We start from the raw sequence: 17264 nt of genomic DNA, 5'->3' as shown, positions 1-17264 counted from the left end.
CGGGCGGGACAAAAGGGCTATGGGCCGCGGCCCGGTAGTGTCGCCCATGCGAACGCGCACGCTGATGGCGCTCTTGCTCCTCATCCCCCTCTCCGACGCGTTGCTGCTCGTGGTCGTCGCGCAGTACATCGACCTCGTGCCGACCGTCGCGCTCGTCGTCCTGACTGGGCTCGTCGGGATGCTCATCGTCCGCGCCGAGGGGCGACACACCCTCAGAAGCCTCCAGTCGAAGTTCGCCGGCGGCGACCTCCCGACGAACGAGGTCATGGACGGCGGCCTGCTCATCGCCGCGGGCGCGTTCCTCCTCACGCCGGGGCTCGTCACCGACACCATCGGCTTCCTGCTCGCCATCCCGGTGACGCGGTACCCCATCCGCGAGGTGCTCAAGCGCTTCGTCGTCAAGCCGTACCTCGACAAGCGCGCCGACGGCTTCGTCACCGGCAACGTCTGGACGACCGGCTTCCCGCAGGGCGACTTCGGTCCCGGCGGTCCCGGTGGCTCGCCCGGCCCGAGCGGCGGAAGCGGTTCCAGCGGCAGCGGCAGTTCCGGCAGTAGCAGCGGCGGTGACGGCGTCTACGACGCCGACCCCGACTCGTATCGGTTCGACCGCGACAGCAACGACTCCACGTAACCGTTTTCGCCGCTCTCGTGTCGGTTGTTCCGAGTGTTTCACCCGCGCAGTCACGCGATTGGCCGGCGTTTCGAGTCCCGCAATCGACCGACGGCGACGACATTCACTAACACGCACCAACGCGCCTCCGAAAAGAAAGTCTTAAAATCAACAGCGCACAACGAGTGAATGCGCTTACCTGGGCCAATAGCTCAGTCAGGTTGAGCGCTCGGCTGATAACCGGGAGGCCCGCGGTTCAAATCCGCGTTGGCCCACTCCCATCGATAACGTTTCGTTGCCGATGCGAGTCAGGGGCTGAAACTCCCCGGCCACCCAACTTCTGCGAATATCACCGACCGAGAGAACGCTCGGTCTATCGTTCGTGTCGTCGGGACGAATCAGCGACGGAGTCTCGACTCCCCCATCCGACCGACGACGACCCGATACAGAGAATCACTAATGTTTGACTCAGATATCCGATTGTTTCGCACAAACTCACGTCTCTTTACGCAGATTCGTTCGCATTTATCGGCATCTGGTTGGTCGAACGGACGAATACGGAGAAAGATATATCACGCAATAGATTGTGGTACTGAATAACATGGAATACGAACTCACCTGTCTGTACGGGTGCGGCCACACCTCCACGGCCGACTCCCGCGAGAGCGTCGGCGTTCTCGCGATGGAACACATGGACGACGAACACGACACGCCCGTCGACCCGCTCGAAGCGGGCGAACTCGCGTTGAAGCGCTTCGACGGCGCGTCGCTCCGGCAGGCGCGGCAGTAGCAACACTCTGGCTTCTGTCACGTCTTCCACTCCGAGTTTCTCTCGGCACCAACCGTTTCACACCTCCGAACGGCGGCGCTGTCGCCCGGTCTCGTGGCTACGCGTCCGTCCCTCCCGAACAAATTTACTCAGTTCTGTATCCCAGTAGTATTAAATCCGTACACGCCATACGTGTTGGTGATGCCAACCATCGACGTCTCCGAACACCTGTACCGCCAGATTGAGTCCGCCGCCGACGGCGAGGATCTCGACGCGGCGATGTGGAAGATGGTCGGCCGGTACCAGCGTGGTAACACGCCCGGCGACTAACAGGGTTCGGACCGACCCTCGACCCCCGACTGCGCGTGCAGTCATCATCAACCTCGCTCGCCGCGACTGCCCTTCCTGCGGCGAGTCCGTTTTCCGTTTTCTGAGTGGTTGCTCCCGAGCGTCGCCTCAGCCGAGAACGCCCGTCACGCCGAGGCTCTCTGCGACCAGCCACGCGACGAACAGCGCGTAGGTTCCGAGGAGGACGTACGCCTCGCCGCGCGTCAGCGCCATCTCGGTCCGGAGGACGGCGAAGAAGACGACCGACGCGCCCGTGAGGAAACTCATCATCGGAACGACCTCCTCGAACGCGATGACCGCGCCCCCGGCGACGAGGATGCCGACGGGGAGGGCGACGAGGAGCGCGAAGACGTTGCTCCCGAAGACGTTGGCGAGGCTCATCGGCGCGTTGCCCTGCCGAGCGGCTCCGACGCTGACGAAGGTGTCCGGCAGGCTCGTGCCGGCGGCGACGACCGTCAGCCCCCAGAGGAACGGCGACGTGCCGAAGGCGTCGCCGAGACCGACCGCCGCGCGGACGAGCAGTTCGGCTCCGACGAGGATGACCGCGAGCGACCCGCCGAGCGCGAGCCACTCGCGTTTCGGGTTCACGTCGTCGACGACGGCGGTGAGTCCGGCGCGGTGCTCCAGCGTGTCGTGGTACTGCATGAACAGATACAGCCCGTACAGCCCGAGCGGGATGCACGCCAGCGGGCGCGTGACGAACCCGTCGAGGCCCGCGGTGTCGGCGGCGGGGCGGTAGATGACCGCAAGCGAGAACGTGAGCACGAGGACGGCGATAGAAAGCAAGTAGAACTGCGCTTCCTTGTAGACTAAGTCGCGGTTCGAGGCGAGCCGCTGGCCCTCACCGACCAGCGCCGACACGGCCGGGATGATGAGGATGTTGTAGACGGCCGACCCGACGACCGCACCGACCCCGATGTCGAACGACTGGTACCGGAGCGTGGCGATGACGATACTCGATAGCTCGGGGAAGCTCGACCCCACGGCGGCGATGATAGCCCCCTGCACGATGGCGGGGAGTCCGTAGTACGCGCCCAACCGGTCCGAGGCCTGCACGAGCATGTCGCCGCCCTTCCACGCGAGAATCGCCCCGACGACTGTGAACCCGACGAGAATCGGAACTGATGCCACGCCCGGATTTCGGCGGCCGGTGAGAAAAAACCCGACCCGGCCGGGTGTCGGATTCGACGCTCCGCTCGCTCAGAACCCCTCGCGCAGGTAGCGGTCCCGCTCTGTGAACACCGAGGCGAGGGCGTCGGCCGCCTCCGCATCAGCGACCGAGAGGCGGTCGGTGCGAGCGAGCGCCTCGACGGCCCGCGCGCCGACGAGGAGTTGCGAGAGCGCCCCGATTTCGACGGTCGCGTCGGGGTCGGCGTCGCGGCCAACCGATTCGACGCTCGCCGCGCCGTCGGCGACGATGAGGCTGAACGGGCCGTCGTTCCAGTCGCACCGGCCGTCTTCGACCGCGAGGACGAGGTCGCAGGCGGCGTCGGCGGGGAACGAGACGGCTTCGAGGGCGGCCGGCACGTCCACGATGCGGACCATCGGGCCGGGCTTGAGTTCGACCGTCGCCGCCCGCGGGTCGGTCAGGTCGTCGATGAGCCGGGAGGATTCGTGTTCCGACGAGAGGACGACCTCGTCGACCTGCGAGTCGTGGTCCCGGAGGAACCGAAACAGGTGGGCGCGGGCCTCGGCGTCGGCGGCGACGAGTTCGTCCACGGACAGCGTCCGCGACTCCCAGTCGCCGGTCACGTCGTAGACGACGTAGCCGCGGAGGTCGCCGTCTCGCTCCCAGCCGTAGACGAACGGGTCGTCGTCCCACCCGCGGAACAGCCGGTGGCGAATCCAGCCCTCGCTTCGGTCCACCGCGAGGTCTTCGGTCGCCGCGGCCGCGGATACGTCTTTGACCCGCCCCCAGTCGTCGGCGTCGAGTCGGACGAACTCCCCGGCCGGGTCGGCGGCGACCGCCCCGAGTTCGTCGGGCGGCACCGTCGTCTTCGCGTAGTTGCTCGCCGTCGCCCAGCCGAACCGGCGGTAGAAAGCGTACTCGAACGGCCAGAGCGCCGAGAGATACCGGCCGGTGTCGCGGAACTCCGCGAGGAGGGCGTCGAGCATCGCGGCGACGTGGCCCTGTCGGCGCGCCTCCGGAGGTGAGGCGACCGCCGAGATACCGGGGAGCGGGTGCCACTCGCCGCGGACGCGGGCCGTGAAGTCGTAGAAAGCACACACCGTCCGCAGGTCGGCCGCGTCGAGGTCCTCGACGGGCGCGTCGGGCGGGGCGTCGTAGAACCCCCGCGGGCGGTAGCTCTCCGGGTCGGGCAGTCGCTCGTCCGACCAGTCGGGGCCGTTCTCGGGCCGGAAGGCGTAGTTGAGGAACTCGCGGTACGTCTCGCGGTGCTCCTCGGGGAGGGGACGGAGGTGCATACCCGCGGTGCGTCGGGGGACGATATAGGTTTTCGGTGCCGCGGGCGCGCGGTCCAGCGATTCGGGCGCGTCGGGACCGGAGTTCGGGGTCGCTCTCGGAACCGTGCGATTCACGTCGCCTCGGTCCCGAGTCCCGCTCATGAGCGAGACGAAGCAGTCGTTTCTGTCGCGGGGGAACCTCCTCCTCGCGGCGGTCGTGACGCTCGGCATCGTCCTCCCGGGCGTGGCGCGACGCCTCCTCGGCGAGGCCGGCTACAACGACCTCGGGATGGTCGTGTTCACGCTCGGCTACGCGGGCATGGTCGTTATCGTCTGGTACGGGTGGATTCGCCCGCTCGACATCACCGGTCCGGCCGAGTAGCGCGCCCCCGTCCGTCGGGCGTCACCCGCACCGACAGCGGTGTTCACCGACTCCCGGGACCGCACCGACCGCCCGGTCGCCCCAATATCGGGGGGTTCGACCGCCGGTTTCCAACGAGAATAACGGAACTTTGATAGTCGATTCGAACCGATCGAGAAAACAAGAATGCTTCCCCTTCAGCTCGTAGACACCTTCCTGCTCGACTACAACATCGGGCAGGCGCTGTTGCTCGTGTTCGTCCTGTCGACGGTCGGAACGCTGCCGCTGAAGTCCCGGCACATCCTCGGCATCAACGCCACGCTGTTCGGGCTCATCTTCCTTCTGACCCCGGTGACGCTGGCCAAGCCCCACTACATGTTCCTCGGCATCACGCTCCTCGTCGTCGGCCCCATCGTCTACGTCTCGGGCCGTCGCTGAGGGGACGCCGACGGGCGGTTTCGCCCGACTCACCGCCGTTTTTCGCGACAGTCCGACGGACCGACCGACCGACCGCAACCGACGGTCCGCGCCTCGTTTTTCGCTCGCGCCGATTCCGAAGAACGCGACGTTTAAACGGCGAGAACCGCAACCCACGGGTATGTCTGAACCGAGCGTTCCCGGCGGCCGCGGGGCCGTCTTGGACCTCCCCTGCGGCGAGACGAAGCGCGTCCGGGAACTCGACTTGGGCAAACGGGAGTTCGACTGTCCGTGCGGCGACAGCCACGCAGTCGTCATGGACGTCCACCCGCCCGACCGCTTCCTCCCGGAGTTCCTCGTCGACATCCTTCAGGAGACCATCGAGACCACGAGCGACGACATGCCCGAGTTCGGGACGGCCCACCTCATGGGCATCGTCTTGGAGGAGTTCCCCGAAGCCGTCGTCTCCGAGGACGTGTCCGAGGACGGCGAACTCGGCGCGGGCATCGTCTGGGTGACCGATTTCGATTCTCGAAGGCTCCACGAGATAATCGTCGAACTCGTCGTGGAGCTGATGGAACACGCCGTCAGCCACGCCGACGACGACGACGTCGTCTCGGAGTTCGAGTCGAAGATGCTCCAGTTCGACGTGGGCGAGTTCGTCGACCAGTACCGCGCCCAGCGCGACCTCGACCCCGAGCCGTACATGTAGCGCTCGGGCGGGGACGCCCCGCTTTTCAGTCGATTCGAAGCCGCTCGACCGCCGGGTCCAGCGTCGCCTTCGCGCCGAGCGGGAGCGGCACCGTCGGGTCGGCGTGGCCGAACTCCACGTCGAACACCGCCGTGGCGTCGGGGTTGTACGCGTCGAGGACCAACAGCAGCTCCGCGCGGAGGTGCGCGCCGTAGTCGGCCGGCGGTTCCCACTCCAGTTCGGGCGAGTACGTCCGCGGCCGACCGACCACGACGCCGTCGAATCGTTCTAACAAGCCGCGTTCGCCCATCGACCGCAACGTGTACCGGACCTCGCGGGGGAGCGGCACGTCCTCCGAGGTTTCGAGCGCGAGCACCGCCCCGTCGAGTTCGTCGGGGTTCGGGAGGTACCGGCCGGTCTGGAGATGCCACTTCACGACGCTGAAGTTACCGCCCCAGAGTCGCCCGGTCACTCGTTCGTCGCCCCGCCACGTCCGACCCGGGTTATCGCGCCACTCTCGGGGCTCTTCGGTGTCGAAGTCGAACCAGTCGTCGGTCCACTCCGAGGCGGGCTCGACGACGCCGAGAGAGCGCTCGAAGAACGCCCGCCGGAGGTATCGCTCGACGTACGGGTGGATTTCGGGGTCCACGGTGAGCGTCGGGTGGAGCGTCGCGCCGTAGCTCACGACGCCGTGGGTCCAGAGGAACAGCCGGAGATTGTCGTTGTCGCTGAAGCCGAAGAAGCGCGTCGGCGACGCGGTCAGCCGCGCCGGGTCGAGATGCGGGAGGATTCGAAGCTGGTCGTCGCCGCCGGTGACAGCGATGACGCCGCGTATCGACGGGTCCTCGAAGGCCGCCATCACGTCCTCCGCGCGCGCCGCCGGGTTGTCCCGGAGCCACTCCCAGTCGCGTCGGGCCGACTCGAAGACGACGGGGTCGAGCGAGAACACGTCGCGGAGCCGCGCGCACGCACGGTCCAACTGTGACTCGTCGATGGGGCGCGACGGCGCGACGACCGCGACTCGGTCTCCGGCGTCGAGCGGCGGCGGCGTCGTGAATACCGCGGGCATGCGTAGCCGGTACTCGGATACCCGTCAAAAGCCTTCCCCGGCCGCGACAGCGGCGTTCGGCAACATTTTCGAAATTCGCAATCGAGTTTCGGACCTCGTAATTTTTCGCCGGACTTATTACGATGTGCGGATTGGATTCCGACGATGACTGACGAGGACACCTCGACCGGCCCTCAGGAAGGCACGGAGGACCGGACGATTTTGCTCATCGGAAGCGGCCCAATCCAGATCGGACAGGCGGCGGAATTCGACTACTCCGGCGCGCAGGCCTGCCGCGCGCTCCGAGAGGAAGGCGCGCGAGTTGTCCTCGTCAACTCGAACCCCGCGACCATCATGACCGACCCCGAGATGGCCGACAAGGTCTACATCGAACCCATCACGACCGAGGCCATCTCCGAGATTATCGAACGCGAGCGCCCCGACGGCGTCATCGCCGGACTCGGCGGGCAGACCGGACTCAACGTCACGGCCGAACTCGCGGAGGAGGGCGTCTTAGAGGAGTTCGACGTGGACATCATGGGCACGCCGCTCGACACCATCTACGCGACGGAGGACCGCGACCTGTTCCGCCAGCGCATGGAGAAAATCGGCCAGCCCGTCCCGAAGTCGACGACCATCTCGCTGGAGGAAGGCGAGGCGGTCGAGAACATCACCGAGGAGGCCCTTGTAGAGCGCGTCGAAGACTCCGTCGACGCCGTCGGCGGTCTCCCGGTCATCTCGCGGACGACCTACACGCTCGGCGGCTCCGGCTCCGGCGTCGTCCACGAGATGGACGAACTCGTCTCCCGCGTCCGCAAGGGGCTTCGCCTCTCGCGCAACAGCGAAGTCCTCATCACGGAGTCCATCTCCGGCTGGGTCGAACTCGAATACGAGGTGATGCGCGACGCCGACGACTCGTGTATCATCATCTGCAACATGGAGAACATCGACCCGATGGGGATTCACACCGGCGAGTCCACCGTCGTCACGCCCTCGCAGGTCATCCCCGACGAGGGCCACCAAGAGATGCGCGACGCCGCGCTCCAGGTCATCCGCGAACTCGGCATTCAGGGCGGCTGTAACATCCAGTTCGCGTGGCACGACGACGGCACGCCCGGCGGCGAGTACCGCGTCGTCGAGGTGAACCCGCGCGTCTCGCGGTCGTCCGCGCTCGCATCCAAGGCGACCGGCTACCCCATCGCCCGCGTCACGGCGAAGGTCGCCCTCGGCAAGCGCCTCCACGAGATTACCAACGAAATCACCGGCGAGACCACCGCCGCCTTCGAGCCGGCAATCGACTACGTGGTCACGAAGGTGCCGCGGTGGCCCAAGGACAAGTTCACCGACGTGGACTTCGAGCTCTCGACGGCCATGAAGTCCACCGGCGAGGCGATGTCCATCGGGCGCACCTTCGAGGAGTCGCTTCTGAAGGCGCTTCGGTCGTCCGAGTACGACCCCGCCGCCGACTGGGACGAGGTGTCCGACGAGGAACTCGAAGCCGAGTACCTCGAAAAACCGACTCCCGACCGCCCGTACGCCATCTTCGAGGCGTTCGAGCGCGGCTACACCACGGAGGACGTGGTCGAACTCACGGACATCCACGAGTGGTACGTCGAGCGCTTCGGCCGCGTCGTCGAGGCGGTCGAGGCCGCCGCCGAGGGCGACTTCGCCGCCGCCGCCTCCGCCGGCCACACCAACGCCAGCATCGCCGCGGCGACCGGCACGAGCGTCGGCGAGGTCGAACAGAACGTCCCCGGCCGCACCTACAAGCAGGTCGACACCTGCGCCGGCGAGTTCGCCGCGCAGACGCCGTACTACTACTCCGCGCGCAAGCCCGAGTTCTTCCGCGGCCCCTTCGAGGGCGACTCGGCGGGTAACGAACTCCGCGTCGACCGCGACATGGAGAGCGTCGTCGTCGTCGGCGGCGGTCCCATCCGCATCGGGCAGGGCGTCGAGTTCGACTACTGTTCGGTCCACGCGGTGCAGGCGCTCCGCGACATGGGCATCGACGCGCACGTCGTCAACAACAACCCCGAGACGGTGTCGACCGACTACGACACCTCCGACGGCCTCTTTTTCGAGCCCATCACGGCAGAAGAGGTCGCCGACGTCATCGAGGCCATCGACGCCGACGGCGTCATGCTCCAGTTCGGCGGGCAGACCTCGGTCAACATCGGCCACCCGCTCGAATCCGAACTCGACCGCCGCGGCGTCGACTGCGAGATTCTCGGCACGACCATCGACGCGATGGACCTCGCCGAGGACCGCGACCGCTTCAACCGCCTGATGGACGACCTCGGCATCCTCCAGCCCGAAGGCGGCTCCGCGACCAGCGAGGCAGAGGCGCTCGACCTCGCCAACGACCTCGGCTACCCCGTGCTCGTTCGCCCGTCGTACGTCCTCGGCGGCCGCGCGATGGAAATCGTCCACTCCGACGCGGACCTCAAGGAGTACATCGAGGAGGCCGTTCGCGTCTCCCCCGACAAGCCCATCCTCATCGACGAGTTCCTCGCCGACGGCGTCGAACTCGACGTGGACGCCGTCTCCGACGGCGAAGATGTCCTCATCGGCGGCGTGATGGAACACGTCGAGGCCGCCGGCGTCCACTCCGGCGACTCCGCGTGTATGATTCCGCCGCGCTCGCTCGACGACGAGACGATGGCCCGCGTCCGCGAGGTCACGGAGGACATCGCCAGCGCCCTCGACACGGTCGGCCTGATGAACGTCCAACTCGCGGTCAAGCAAAACGAGGACGGCTCGAACGACGTGTACGTCCTCGAAGCCAACCCCCGTTCCTCGCGGACCGTCCCGTTCGTCTCGAAGGCGACGGGCGTCCCAATCGCCAAACTCGCGGCGAAGGTCATGGCCGGCAACTCGCTTGCCGACCTCGACGTGAGCGAGCAGATTCCCGAGCAGGTGTCGGTCAAGGAGGTCGTCCTCCCGTTCGACCGCCTGCCGGGTTCGGACCCGCGTCTCGGCCCCGAGATGAAGTCCACGGGCGAGGTCATGGGCACCGCGACCTCGTTCGGCAAGGCCTACGAGAAGGCCCAGTCGGCAGCCAACGACCCGATTCCAGCCGACGGCACCGTCTACGTGGACCTCGCTGACCCCGAGTTCCCCGACGCCGACAGCGAGGCCGGACAGGAACTGCTCGACGCCTTCAACGAGTACTACGAGGTGCTCACGCCCGAGGACGTCGACGACTTCCTCACGATGCTCCGCGAGGGCGACTTCGACTTCGTCGTCTCCCGCGACCGCGACACGCTCATCGACTGCGTCGAAGAGGAGGTCAGCTACTTCTCGACGTACGCCTCCGCGAAGGCGGCGCTCGAAGCCCGCGGCGCGGCCGACGAGGACATCGACGTGCTCCCGGTCGGCGAGCGCCCGCGCGTCGTCGCCAACTGGGGCCAGTAAGAGCCAGTACGGCGCGCGACCCGCGACCCACCCGACTCGATTCCTCGACTCGCCGCCGACTCGACCGTGTTTTCTCGCGGTCGCTGACCGCCGCCGGTCCGGACTTTTGACGCGTTCCCGAAGGTTATTGAGCCGCGCCCCCATGCGCGGGTATGACACGCAATCGCGGTCGCGTCCTCCTCGCCGGTGCGACGGGTCGGACGGGCCGACACGTCCTCGACGCGCTGGCCGAGACGCCCCTCGTCGTCAGGGCGCTGACCCGCGACGCCGACGCCGAGTCGGAGCTCAGAGCGCGCGGCGCGGACGAGGTCGTCGTCGGCGACCTCCTCGACCCCGACGACGCCCGTCAGGCGGTCCTCGACGCCGACGCCGTCGTCTCCGCGGTCGGCGTCTCGGCGGGGCTCGAAACCATCCGCGGCGACCTCGTCGACGGCGCGGGCGTCGTCAACCTCGTTGACGCCGCGACCGCTTCGGGCGCACAGCGGTTCGTCCTCACGTCCTCTATCGGCGTCGGCGACTCGAAGGGCGGCCTCCCGCTGTCGCTCCGCGCGCTTCTCACGGCGGCGGGCGTCCTCTCGGCGAAGGAACGAAGCGAGAACCGGCTCCGAGACGCGCCGCTCGACCACACGATTATCAGGCCCGGCGCGCTCACCGACGGCCCCGCGACCGGCGACGTGGTCGTCGGGGAGGGCGGCGACTCCGTCCGCGGGAGCATCCCCCGCGCCGACGTGGCGAACGTCCTCGCGCACTCGCTTTTCACCCGCGAGACGGAAAACCGGACGTTCGAGGTCGTCTCTCGCCCCGGACTCCGCAAGCGGGCCGACAACGTGGTCGATATTGATTGGACGCCGCTGCCCCGAGCCGAGGCGGCGGGCGACGAGAGCGAACGAGAGCGAGAGCGAGAACTCGCGGAGTAGTCGGCGGCGGCGCAGTCAGTCGAGTTTGCCGAGCGCTTCGAAGAAGTCGGAGGTCGGACCGGCGAGTCGGACCGGCGAGTCGGACCGCTCGATGCGAACCTCCGTCGGCGGCGACACCGTCCGCCGGGTCCGCCCGTCGCCGACGACGACCGCCGACGCCGCGCCGGTGACGGTGACGCTCACGGCGGCACCCTGAGGGACGACCAGCGGCGGCATCCCCTCGTCGGCCGCCATCTCGGTGACGACGAGTCCCTCGACGCCGGGGTGGACGAGCGGGCCGCCCTCGCTGAGGTTGTAGGCGGAACTCCCCGCGGGCGTCGTGACGAGTACGCCGTCGGCGTGGCTCCCGGAGTACAGCGAGCCGTCCACGCGGACTTCCAGGTCCGCGCCGCCGCCGTGACCCCGCCGAGGCCCGTGGACGACGACCTCGTTCATCGACGGGTCCATCTCCCAGCCGTCGCCGCTGGCAACGATGCGAGGGACCTCTCGAACCGACTGGTCCCCCTCCCGGAACGCGGCGACTTCGGCCAGCACCTCGTCGATGGCGTCGGCGGGCGAGACGGCGTTCAGGAAGCCGACCTCGCCGAGGTTGACGCCGAGAATGGGAACGCCGTCGGCACCGCGGGCGGCGTAGAGAAACGTTCCGTCGCCGCCGATGCTCACCACGAGGTCGCAGTCGTCGAACGACTCGACGGGCGTGCCCTCGACGCCCAACTCCTCGGCGGTCGCCGCGTCGACGACGGCCTCGGCGTCGACCCCGGCGAGCGCCTCGCACGTCTCCGCGGCGAGGTACGCGGCCCGGCTGTTGCCCTTCTGTGCGACGATGCCGACCTTCATGCCCCGCGATTTGACGCCCCCGGGCAAAAGCCCACCGTCACGTCGTCCGGTCCCGGCTCGCTCGGTTCGTCCCGGCGAGTCTCGGCTCGCCGCCCTCGGTGACGCTGCGTGGTAGCTCCGCGCACGGGAAACGTTCATCACGACGCCGACACACCATGTGATGATGGCAGGCACGGACGCCGGCCGCGCTGTCGTTCGGTGGTGGCTCCCGTGAGTGACGACGACTGGTTCGAACGGGCACTCCGCGAGACCGACGACGGCGAGACCGACGCAGACGACGCGGACCCCGAGGAAAGCGAGCAGCGTGACGACGGCGAGACCGACGACGGCGGGACCGACGCGGGCGACGCGGACAGCGGTTCGGCCGCGGAGTCGGACGCGCCGGACTCGTCGGTGACGGGGGGAGCCGAGTTCGGGACCGAAAGCGAGGGGGCCGACGCCGCCGACGAGCGCGACGAGCCGCTGTCGTTCGGTGACGGCCCGTTCGGGGACAGTACGGGCGACGACTCACGCGACGACGACCCACTCGACGGCGACGACGACCCGTTTTCGACCGACTTCGCCACGGCGTTCAACAACGCGCCGATGCCCGACGCGGGCGGCGGGTTCGGCGGCGACTCGTCGGACGACGATTTCGGATTCGGTCCCGCTCCCGGCTCCGGTCCCGAGGGGTCTGACTCCCCGACGTTCGACGACGAGGAGTTCGACTCCGACATCGACCGCATCGACATCGGCATCGAGGGACTCGACGACATGATTCTCGGCGGCGTCCCCAAACGGTCGCTGATGGTGGCCATCGGGAGCGCCGGGACCGGCAAGACGACGTTCGGGCTACAATTCCTCCGGAAAGCCCTCGAAGACGGCGGCAGCGGCGTCTACATCACGCTCGAAGAGAGCCGCGAGCGCATCCTCGATACGGCCGACGAGAAGGGCTGGGAGTTCTCGACGTACGAGGCCGACGGCCGATTGGCCGTCGTCGACCTCGACCCCGTGGAGATGGCCAACAGCCTGTCGAGCATCCGCAACGACCTCCCGCGGCTGGTCGAGGAGTTCGGCGCAGACCGACTCGTCCTCGACTCCGTCTCGCTTCTGGAGATGATGTACGACCACCCCTCGAAGCGCCGCAGCGAGGTGTTCAACTTCACGCGGTCGCTGAAGGACGCCGGCGTGACGACGATGCTCACCTCCGAGGCGGACCAGTCGACGCCGTACGTCTCCCGCCACGGTATCGTCGAGTACCTCTCGGACGCCGTGTTCGTCCTCCAGTACGTCCGCGGCGACGACTTCCGGGAGACCCGGCTCGCAATCGAGATTCAGAAGATACGCGACGCCAACCACTCCCGGGAGACCAAACCGTACGAACTCACGAATGAGGGCATCAGCGTCTACCAGCAGGCGAATATTTTCTGAGTCCGCGTCCGGCGTTCCGCGTTTCGTGTTCCGTGCTCCGTGCTCCGTGTTCCGTGTTCCGTGTTCCGGTGGCGTCGGCCGCTGAAGGGCGCGCCTCCGCGGCAAAAAAGCGTCGCCGGGAGCGGCGGCGTTGCCGTCGAGACCTCAGTCGTCGGCGGTCGCAGGGTCGGCCGACTGCTCGGACTCGAAGCTCTCGAAGTGGACGACCTCGTCGACCGGGCGGCGGTACTTGCGTTCCGCTTGCAGTTCGTCGGCGTCCTCGGCGGGGTACCCCATCGTCAGGAGCATCACGGGTTCGTACCGCTCGCCGTCGATGTCGAACGCGTCGAGGACGGCGTCGGCGTCGAAGCCGCCGACGGGACAGGAGGCGACGCCCTCGTCCCACGCGGCGTACATGAGCGACATCGCGACGAGCGACGTCGAGCGGACGGTCCAGACGCGGCGCTCCTGTTCGGGGAGGTCGGCCATGCCGGCGATGTTGTCGAGGATGCCGTCGCGGACCTCTTCGCTCGGCAGGTAGCCTTTCTCCAGCATGTCGTCGGTGACGGTCTCGGCGTGCGCTTCGGGGTCCTTGTTGCCGAGCACGATGACCGACGCGGCGGCACCGGTGACGTGGTCTTGGTCGTAGGCCGCCTCGCGGAGCAGCTGCTGTGTCTCGTCTTCGCGCAGCACGACGAACTCCCACGGCTGGAGGTTGTAGCTCGACGGGGCCTGCACGGCGTTTTCGAATATCGTCCGGAGCGTCTCGTCATCGAGCGACTCGTCGGCGTACTCGTGGATAGAGCGGCGAGTCGTCACGACCTCTGTGAATTCCATCGGTTGCCGCCAGGGACGGCACGGAAATAGGGCGTTGCAATCCGGTCGAACCGGCCGATTCCGGTGTGCTCGCAGGACTCATAACATCGCCTCATTAGGTGACGCCGGTGTTACCGAAGGGTCGGATACGCGGTCCCGTTGCGGCGTGTCGCGCGCCGTGACTCACCGCACGATGGTCACGGGCACCGGCGACCGCCGGAGGACCTCCTCGGCGACGCTGCCGAGCAGGATGCGCGAGACGCCCGTCCGACCGTGGCTGCCCATCACGACGTGGTCGTAGCCGGCGTCGTCGTCCGCCAGCACCTCGACGATGAGCTTCTGGGGGCTGCCGACCTCGATGCGGTCGGTGACCGGCCTGTCGGCGTCGACGAGTCCCACTTCGGCTTTCACCTCGGCGAACGTCTCTCTCGCCTTTCGTTTCTCCGCTTGGAACCACTCCTCGGAGCCGCTGAGCGCCCGCTCTTTGTAATCGGCGTCGGCGGGGTTGATGACGTTCAACAGCGTGAGTTCGGCGTCGGGCCACTCCGAGGCGGCAAAGCGGACCGCGGCGACTGACTGCGGCGACCCGTCGATTGGGACGAGCACGTGTTCGGCCATGTCGCGGCCTACTCGGGCGCGGGCTAAAAATCCGCCCGCCGCGCCGCGCTGCGGGCGCTCAGTCGCCGTGTCGCGTCACGCAGGTCGAAAGCCCCGTCAGTTCGACGGGGTCGGAGTTGTCGGGCGAGTAGACGACCATCTGGCCCTTCTCCATGTACGGCACCTTGTCTTCGAGGTTCGGCGGGATGTTGACGCTCTTGATGGCGTCCTCGTCGCCGAGGTTGAGCACGACTTTCGTGTTCACCTGCTTGAACACCGGGTCGGCGATGTCCTGTGGGTCCTGCGTGATGAGAAACAGGCCGAGGCGCTCCTTGCGGCCCTGCTTGGCCGCCTCGGTGAACTTATCGACGACTTTCTCCGCCTGCACCGAATCGGCGTCGGTGAGGAAGTTGTGCGCCTCGTCCATCCCGAGGACGACCGGCGTCTCCTTGATGCGGTCGCTCGACGGGTCGTTCGAGAGCTTATCGTCGATGAGCAGCGCCGACACCGCGAGGACGAACAGCTCCTTCGCCCGACTCGACGAGAGGTGGTAGGTCGGCACGACCGTCAGCCCGCCGGGGCGGACGAGCTGGTGGTCGAGTTCGGTTATCGGCCGGGCGTCCTGGTCGAACACGCCGCTCGGCACGCCGCGGACCCGGCGTTTCACCGCGTCGAAGGTCGCCTCGTGGACCCGCCCCGACTCGTGAAGCTCCTCTTTCAGCGCCGGGTCGTCGAGGTACTGGAGGAACTGCTTGTACGTCCCCGCGTCGCCGTAGTCCCGGAAAAAGCGGTTCAGGAGCTCGGTGAGCGCCGAGTACTGGTTGTCGTTGAGGCTGCTGCCGGCGACGAGCCACGGGAGGTCCCGCGCCATCGAGAAGGGGACGGTGAACTCCAACTGCTCGGCGCGGTGGTTCGCGCCCGGGTACGACGACCCGGCCATCTTGGGGACGAGCGCGACGGTGTCGTCGTGGCCGCCGTGGGCGACGCCCTCGCGCTCGTAGCGCCGGGCCGTCTCGTCGTCCATGTCGGGGTTGTCGTCGTGCATCTGGGCGTACTCGTCCTGCGGGTCGAACTGGACGACCGCGGTCTGGACCTCGCGGCCGTCGTCCATCTCGTAGCTCCGCTCTTCGGAGAGATACTGCCGCAGGATGTTCTTCGAGGCGTGGGTCTTCCCCGACCCGGTGCCGCCGGCGACGAGCGTGTGGCGGAACACGAGCGGGTCGCCGTCGGTGTAGTCGTCTTTCAGCCGGTAGTCGATAGTCGGCGGCCGGGCCGCGGTCCGGACCTTCTCGCCGCCGACCGAGAGGTGGCCGAGGAAGACGCCCGCCTCGGGAATCTTCAGGCCGGTCTTAATCTGGGTCGCGTCGGTGGCCTCACCGACCGTCGCCTGCGGTTTCGGCACGCGGTCGACCATCCGGCGCTTGAGGTCGCCGTCGTCGGAAAACAGCACGGCGATGGGTTCGAGTTCGGCCATGAATTTGAAATCGCGCTCCTCGAACTCGTCTGCGGGGCGGCGCATCGCCCGGCGGGCGTGAATCTCCGTCGCGTCGTCGGCCTGGAACTCCTGGGCGTACTCCAGCCCGACGATGCGGCAGAACAGCAGTTCGTCGTCGGGGTAGGGGACGACCAGATACTTCCCGAGGCGGACGCGCTCGCGGTTGCCCGCGGTCACGAACGCCCGGAGCGCCGTCCGGTCCGAGTCCTCCGACACGCGGAGGCCCTGCGAGACCGCAATCGCACCGAGGCCCCGCTCGTCGCCGACGGGGTCGGCGTCGTAGTCGTCGAACTGGAGGTCGTCCCCGTCGTCGGTCGCGCCGGCCCCACCGGTCACACCCGTCGAACTGTCGTCGTCGCGGTCGGCATCGACGCCGTCGCCGTCGGCCGAACTCGCGGCGGTCGCGCTCTCGGTTTCCGAGACGGGGTCGGCCCGCGCCGAGCGCCCGTTCCCGGCGGCGGACCCCGCCTGCTCGTCGCCACCCGCATCGGACGAACTGTCGGGGTCGTCGCCGTCGAAGTCGCTGAAATCCCCCAAGTCGGTCATGTTCCAACGCTTGCGGGCGGCGAGTAAAAAGCCACGCGTCGGCGGCGGCGCGCGGTCTGGCGGCCTCGGGGTGCCGCCTGATGCGGAGTCGGGGCGTCGCGTGCGACTTTTCCGTCTCGCGAACCTAGCCCGGCTATGTTATTGGTCCGCGGTCACGGCGGCGGCACGGCACTCACCGGGACGATATTCGAACGGGGGGAGCAAGCGCCGACCTACCGCGGCGCGCCGGACGAGGACGCGCCCTACGTCTGGGTCTGCGACGAGTTCTACGAGGTCGAAAGCGGCGGCTCGGAGACCGAAATCGACGGGCGGACGATTCGCGTCGCCTTCGACACGCCGCTTCCCCGCGGCTTCGACACCCGCGAGCAGGCGCTGTCGGCCGCGAAAGAACACGTCAGGACGCAGTTCGCGCGGGTCGGCGTCCCGGCCGACGAGGTGCGGGTCGAGGTCGTCAGGCCCGAAGAGGAGGGGACGCCGGAGGCCGAACAGCCGGTCCCGACGGACCGCTCCGCCGACGAAGGCTCTCCCGAGGGCGACGCGTCGCACTAGGGCGCGCTGAGTCGGGCGCGCGCCCCGATGCGATTCCGGTCTGCCGCGCGGGCGACG

17 protein-coding genes and 1 tRNA gene are annotated in these 17264 nt (G+C 67.9%); 11 read left to right on the top strand and 7 right to left on the bottom strand.

Annotated elements, in window-relative coordinates:
• The first annotated feature begins 46 nt into the window (after positions 1-46).
• The 4 genes from DEQ67_RS11550 to DEQ67_RS11535 all read left to right on the top strand — a co-directional run bounded on the left by DEQ67_RS11550 (position 47) and on the right by DEQ67_RS11535 (position 1709).
• Positions 47-631, top strand: coding sequence for an FxsA family protein (locus DEQ67_RS11550; RefSeq protein WP_013035598.1), 585 nt, complete (start codon positions 47-49; stop codon positions 629-631).
• 180 nt (positions 632-811) lie between these two features.
• Positions 812-885: transfer RNA gene (locus DEQ67_RS11545), tRNA-Ile, on the top strand.
• A 326-nt stretch (positions 886-1211) separates the two neighbouring features.
• Positions 1212-1400: a hypothetical protein gene (locus DEQ67_RS11540; protein ID WP_004042242.1), complete on the top strand. Its 189-nt coding sequence runs from the start codon at positions 1212-1214 to the stop codon at positions 1398-1400.
• A 180-nt stretch (positions 1401-1580) separates the two neighbouring features.
• A complete protein-coding gene (locus tag DEQ67_RS11535; protein WP_004042243.1) occupies positions 1581-1709 on the top strand; it encodes a hypothetical protein in 129 nt (42 codons plus the stop codon).
• Between the two features lie 126 nt (positions 1710-1835).
• Here the strand turns inward: DEQ67_RS11535 and DEQ67_RS11530 are convergent, their stop codons facing one another.
• Positions 1836-2858: a sodium:calcium antiporter gene (locus DEQ67_RS11530; protein WP_006601370.1), complete on the bottom strand. Its 1023-nt coding sequence runs from the start codon at positions 2856-2858 to the stop codon at positions 1836-1838.
• A 69-nt stretch (positions 2859-2927) separates the two neighbouring features.
• The gene (locus DEQ67_RS11525; RefSeq protein ID WP_115891521.1) at positions 2928-4151 is read right to left on the bottom strand and encodes a GNAT family N-acetyltransferase; all 1224 of its coding nucleotides are present in this window, start codon (positions 4149-4151) and stop codon (positions 2928-2930) included.
• 139 nt (positions 4152-4290) lie between these two features.
• Here DEQ67_RS11525 and DEQ67_RS11520 point away from each other — a divergent pair, with 139 nt between their 5' ends.
• The 3 genes from DEQ67_RS11520 (at position 4291) to DEQ67_RS11510 (ending at position 5620) form a co-directional block, all read left to right on the top strand.
• On the top strand, positions 4291-4512 hold the full coding sequence (locus DEQ67_RS11520; RefSeq protein ID WP_004042246.1) for a hypothetical protein: 222 nt from the start codon (positions 4291-4293) through the stop codon (positions 4510-4512).
• Positions 4513-4677: 165 nt separating this feature from the next.
• Positions 4678-4929: a hypothetical protein gene (locus DEQ67_RS11515; protein WP_004062606.1), complete on the top strand. Its 252-nt coding sequence runs from the start codon at positions 4678-4680 to the stop codon at positions 4927-4929.
• A 160-nt stretch (positions 4930-5089) separates the two neighbouring features.
• A complete protein-coding gene (locus DEQ67_RS11510; RefSeq protein ID WP_004042248.1) occupies positions 5090-5620 on the top strand; it encodes a DUF5815 family protein in 531 nt (176 codons plus the stop codon).
• A gap of 25 nt (positions 5621-5645) precedes the next feature.
• On the opposite strand, the gene DEQ67_RS11505 is transcribed toward DEQ67_RS11510, so the two are convergent.
• On the bottom strand, positions 5646-6668 hold the full coding sequence (locus tag DEQ67_RS11505) for a S66 family peptidase (protein ID WP_115891468.1): 1023 nt from the start codon (positions 6666-6668) through the stop codon (positions 5646-5648).
• Positions 6669-6812: 144 nt separating this feature from the next.
• Between DEQ67_RS11505 and carB the strand changes: the two genes are divergently transcribed.
• Together carB and DEQ67_RS11495 are read left to right on the top strand one after the other, a co-directional pair.
• On the top strand, positions 6813-10061 hold the full coding sequence (gene carB / locus DEQ67_RS11500; RefSeq protein WP_115802980.1) for a carbamoyl-phosphate synthase large subunit: 3249 nt from the start codon (positions 6813-6815) through the stop codon (positions 10059-10061).
• 152 nt (positions 10062-10213) lie between these two features.
• Positions 10214-10978 (top strand): SDR family oxidoreductase, encoded by a 765-nt coding sequence (locus tag DEQ67_RS11495; protein ID WP_115860887.1) that lies wholly within the window; start codon positions 10214-10216, stop codon positions 10976-10978.
• 15 nt (positions 10979-10993) lie between these two features.
• On the opposite strand, the gene DEQ67_RS11490 is transcribed toward DEQ67_RS11495, so the two are convergent.
• The gene (locus DEQ67_RS11490; RefSeq protein WP_004062602.1) at positions 10994-11815 is read right to left on the bottom strand and encodes an NAD(+)/NADH kinase; all 822 of its coding nucleotides are present in this window, start codon (positions 11813-11815) and stop codon (positions 10994-10996) included.
• A gap of 210 nt (positions 11816-12025) precedes the next feature.
• Between DEQ67_RS11490 and DEQ67_RS11485 the strand changes: the two genes are divergently transcribed.
• The gene (locus DEQ67_RS11485) at positions 12026-13225 is read left to right on the top strand and encodes a KaiC domain-containing protein (protein ID WP_115860885.1); all 1200 of its coding nucleotides are present in this window, start codon (positions 12026-12028) and stop codon (positions 13223-13225) included.
• A 144-nt stretch (positions 13226-13369) separates the two neighbouring features.
• On the opposite strand, the gene DEQ67_RS11480 is transcribed toward DEQ67_RS11485, so the two are convergent.
• The 3 genes from DEQ67_RS11480 to DEQ67_RS11470 all read right to left on the bottom strand — a co-directional run bounded on the left by DEQ67_RS11480 (position 13370) and on the right by DEQ67_RS11470 (position 16658).
• Positions 13370-14041, bottom strand: a complete 672-nt coding sequence (locus DEQ67_RS11480; RefSeq protein WP_006601371.1) for a nitroreductase family protein — start codon at positions 14039-14041, stop codon at positions 13370-13372.
• A 162-nt stretch (positions 14042-14203) separates the two neighbouring features.
• A complete protein-coding gene (locus tag DEQ67_RS11475; RefSeq protein ID WP_004062599.1) occupies positions 14204-14638 on the bottom strand; it encodes a universal stress protein in 435 nt (144 codons plus the stop codon).
• 58 nt (positions 14639-14696) lie between these two features.
• Positions 14697-16658: an ATP-binding protein gene (locus DEQ67_RS11470; protein WP_115860883.1), complete on the bottom strand. Its 1962-nt coding sequence runs from the start codon at positions 16656-16658 to the stop codon at positions 14697-14699.
• A 135-nt stretch (positions 16659-16793) separates the two neighbouring features.
• On the opposite strand from DEQ67_RS11470, the gene DEQ67_RS11465 reads away from it, so the two are divergent.
• Positions 16794-17207: a DUF7113 family protein gene (locus DEQ67_RS11465; protein ID WP_115802978.1), complete on the top strand. Its 414-nt coding sequence runs from the start codon at positions 16794-16796 to the stop codon at positions 17205-17207.
• Positions 17208-17264: the final 57 nt, after the last annotated feature.

Origin of the sequence: Haloferax sp. Atlit-48N (assembly GCF_003383015.2) — an archaeon.
Classification (GTDB): Archaea; Halobacteriota; Halobacteria; order Halobacteriales; family Haloferacaceae; genus Haloferax; species Haloferax volcanii.
The sequence above is the reverse complement of the archived record's forward strand: the minus strand, read 5'-3'. Positions and strand labels throughout refer to the sequence as shown.

Bases quoted from the DNA above. Each gene is read 5' to 3' on its own strand.
- DEQ67_RS11550 (WP_013035598.1), top strand. From the start codon at position 47: ATGCGAACGCGCACGCTGATGGCGCTCTTGCTCCTCATCCCCCTCTCC.
- DEQ67_RS11540 (WP_004042242.1), top strand. From the start codon at position 1,212: ATGGAATACGAACTCACCTGTCTGTACGGGTGCGGCCACACCTCCACG.
- DEQ67_RS11535 (WP_004042243.1), top strand. From the start codon at position 1,581: ATGCCAACCATCGACGTCTCCGAACACCTGTACCGCCAGATTGAGTCC.
- DEQ67_RS11525 (WP_115891521.1), bottom strand. From the start codon at position 4,151: ATGCACCTCCGTCCCCTCCCCGAGGAGCACCGCGAGACGTACCGCGAG.
- DEQ67_RS11520 (WP_004042246.1), top strand. From the start codon at position 4,291: ATGAGCGAGACGAAGCAGTCGTTTCTGTCGCGGGGGAACCTCCTCCTC.
- DEQ67_RS11515 (WP_004062606.1), top strand. From the start codon at position 4,678: ATGCTTCCCCTTCAGCTCGTAGACACCTTCCTGCTCGACTACAACATC.
- DEQ67_RS11510 (WP_004042248.1), top strand. From the start codon at position 5,090: ATGTCTGAACCGAGCGTTCCCGGCGGCCGCGGGGCCGTCTTGGACCTC.
- DEQ67_RS11505 (WP_115891468.1), bottom strand. From the start codon at position 6,668: ATGCCCGCGGTATTCACGACGCCGCCGCCGCTCGACGCCGGAGACCGA.
- carB (WP_115802980.1), top strand. From the start codon at position 6,813: ATGACTGACGAGGACACCTCGACCGGCCCTCAGGAAGGCACGGAGGAC.
- DEQ67_RS11495 (WP_115860887.1), top strand. From the start codon at position 10,214: ATGACACGCAATCGCGGTCGCGTCCTCCTCGCCGGTGCGACGGGTCGG.
- DEQ67_RS11490 (WP_004062602.1), bottom strand. From the start codon at position 11,815: ATGAAGGTCGGCATCGTCGCACAGAAGGGCAACAGCCGGGCCGCGTAC.
- DEQ67_RS11480 (WP_006601371.1), bottom strand. From the start codon at position 14,041: ATGGAATTCACAGAGGTCGTGACGACTCGCCGCTCTATCCACGAGTAC.
- DEQ67_RS11475 (WP_004062599.1), bottom strand. From the start codon at position 14,638: ATGGCCGAACACGTGCTCGTCCCAATCGACGGGTCGCCGCAGTCAGTC.
- DEQ67_RS11470 (WP_115860883.1), bottom strand. From the start codon at position 16,658: ATGACCGACTTGGGGGATTTCAGCGACTTCGACGGCGACGACCCCGAC.
- DEQ67_RS11465 (WP_115802978.1), top strand. From the start codon at position 16,794: ATGTTATTGGTCCGCGGTCACGGCGGCGGCACGGCACTCACCGGGACG.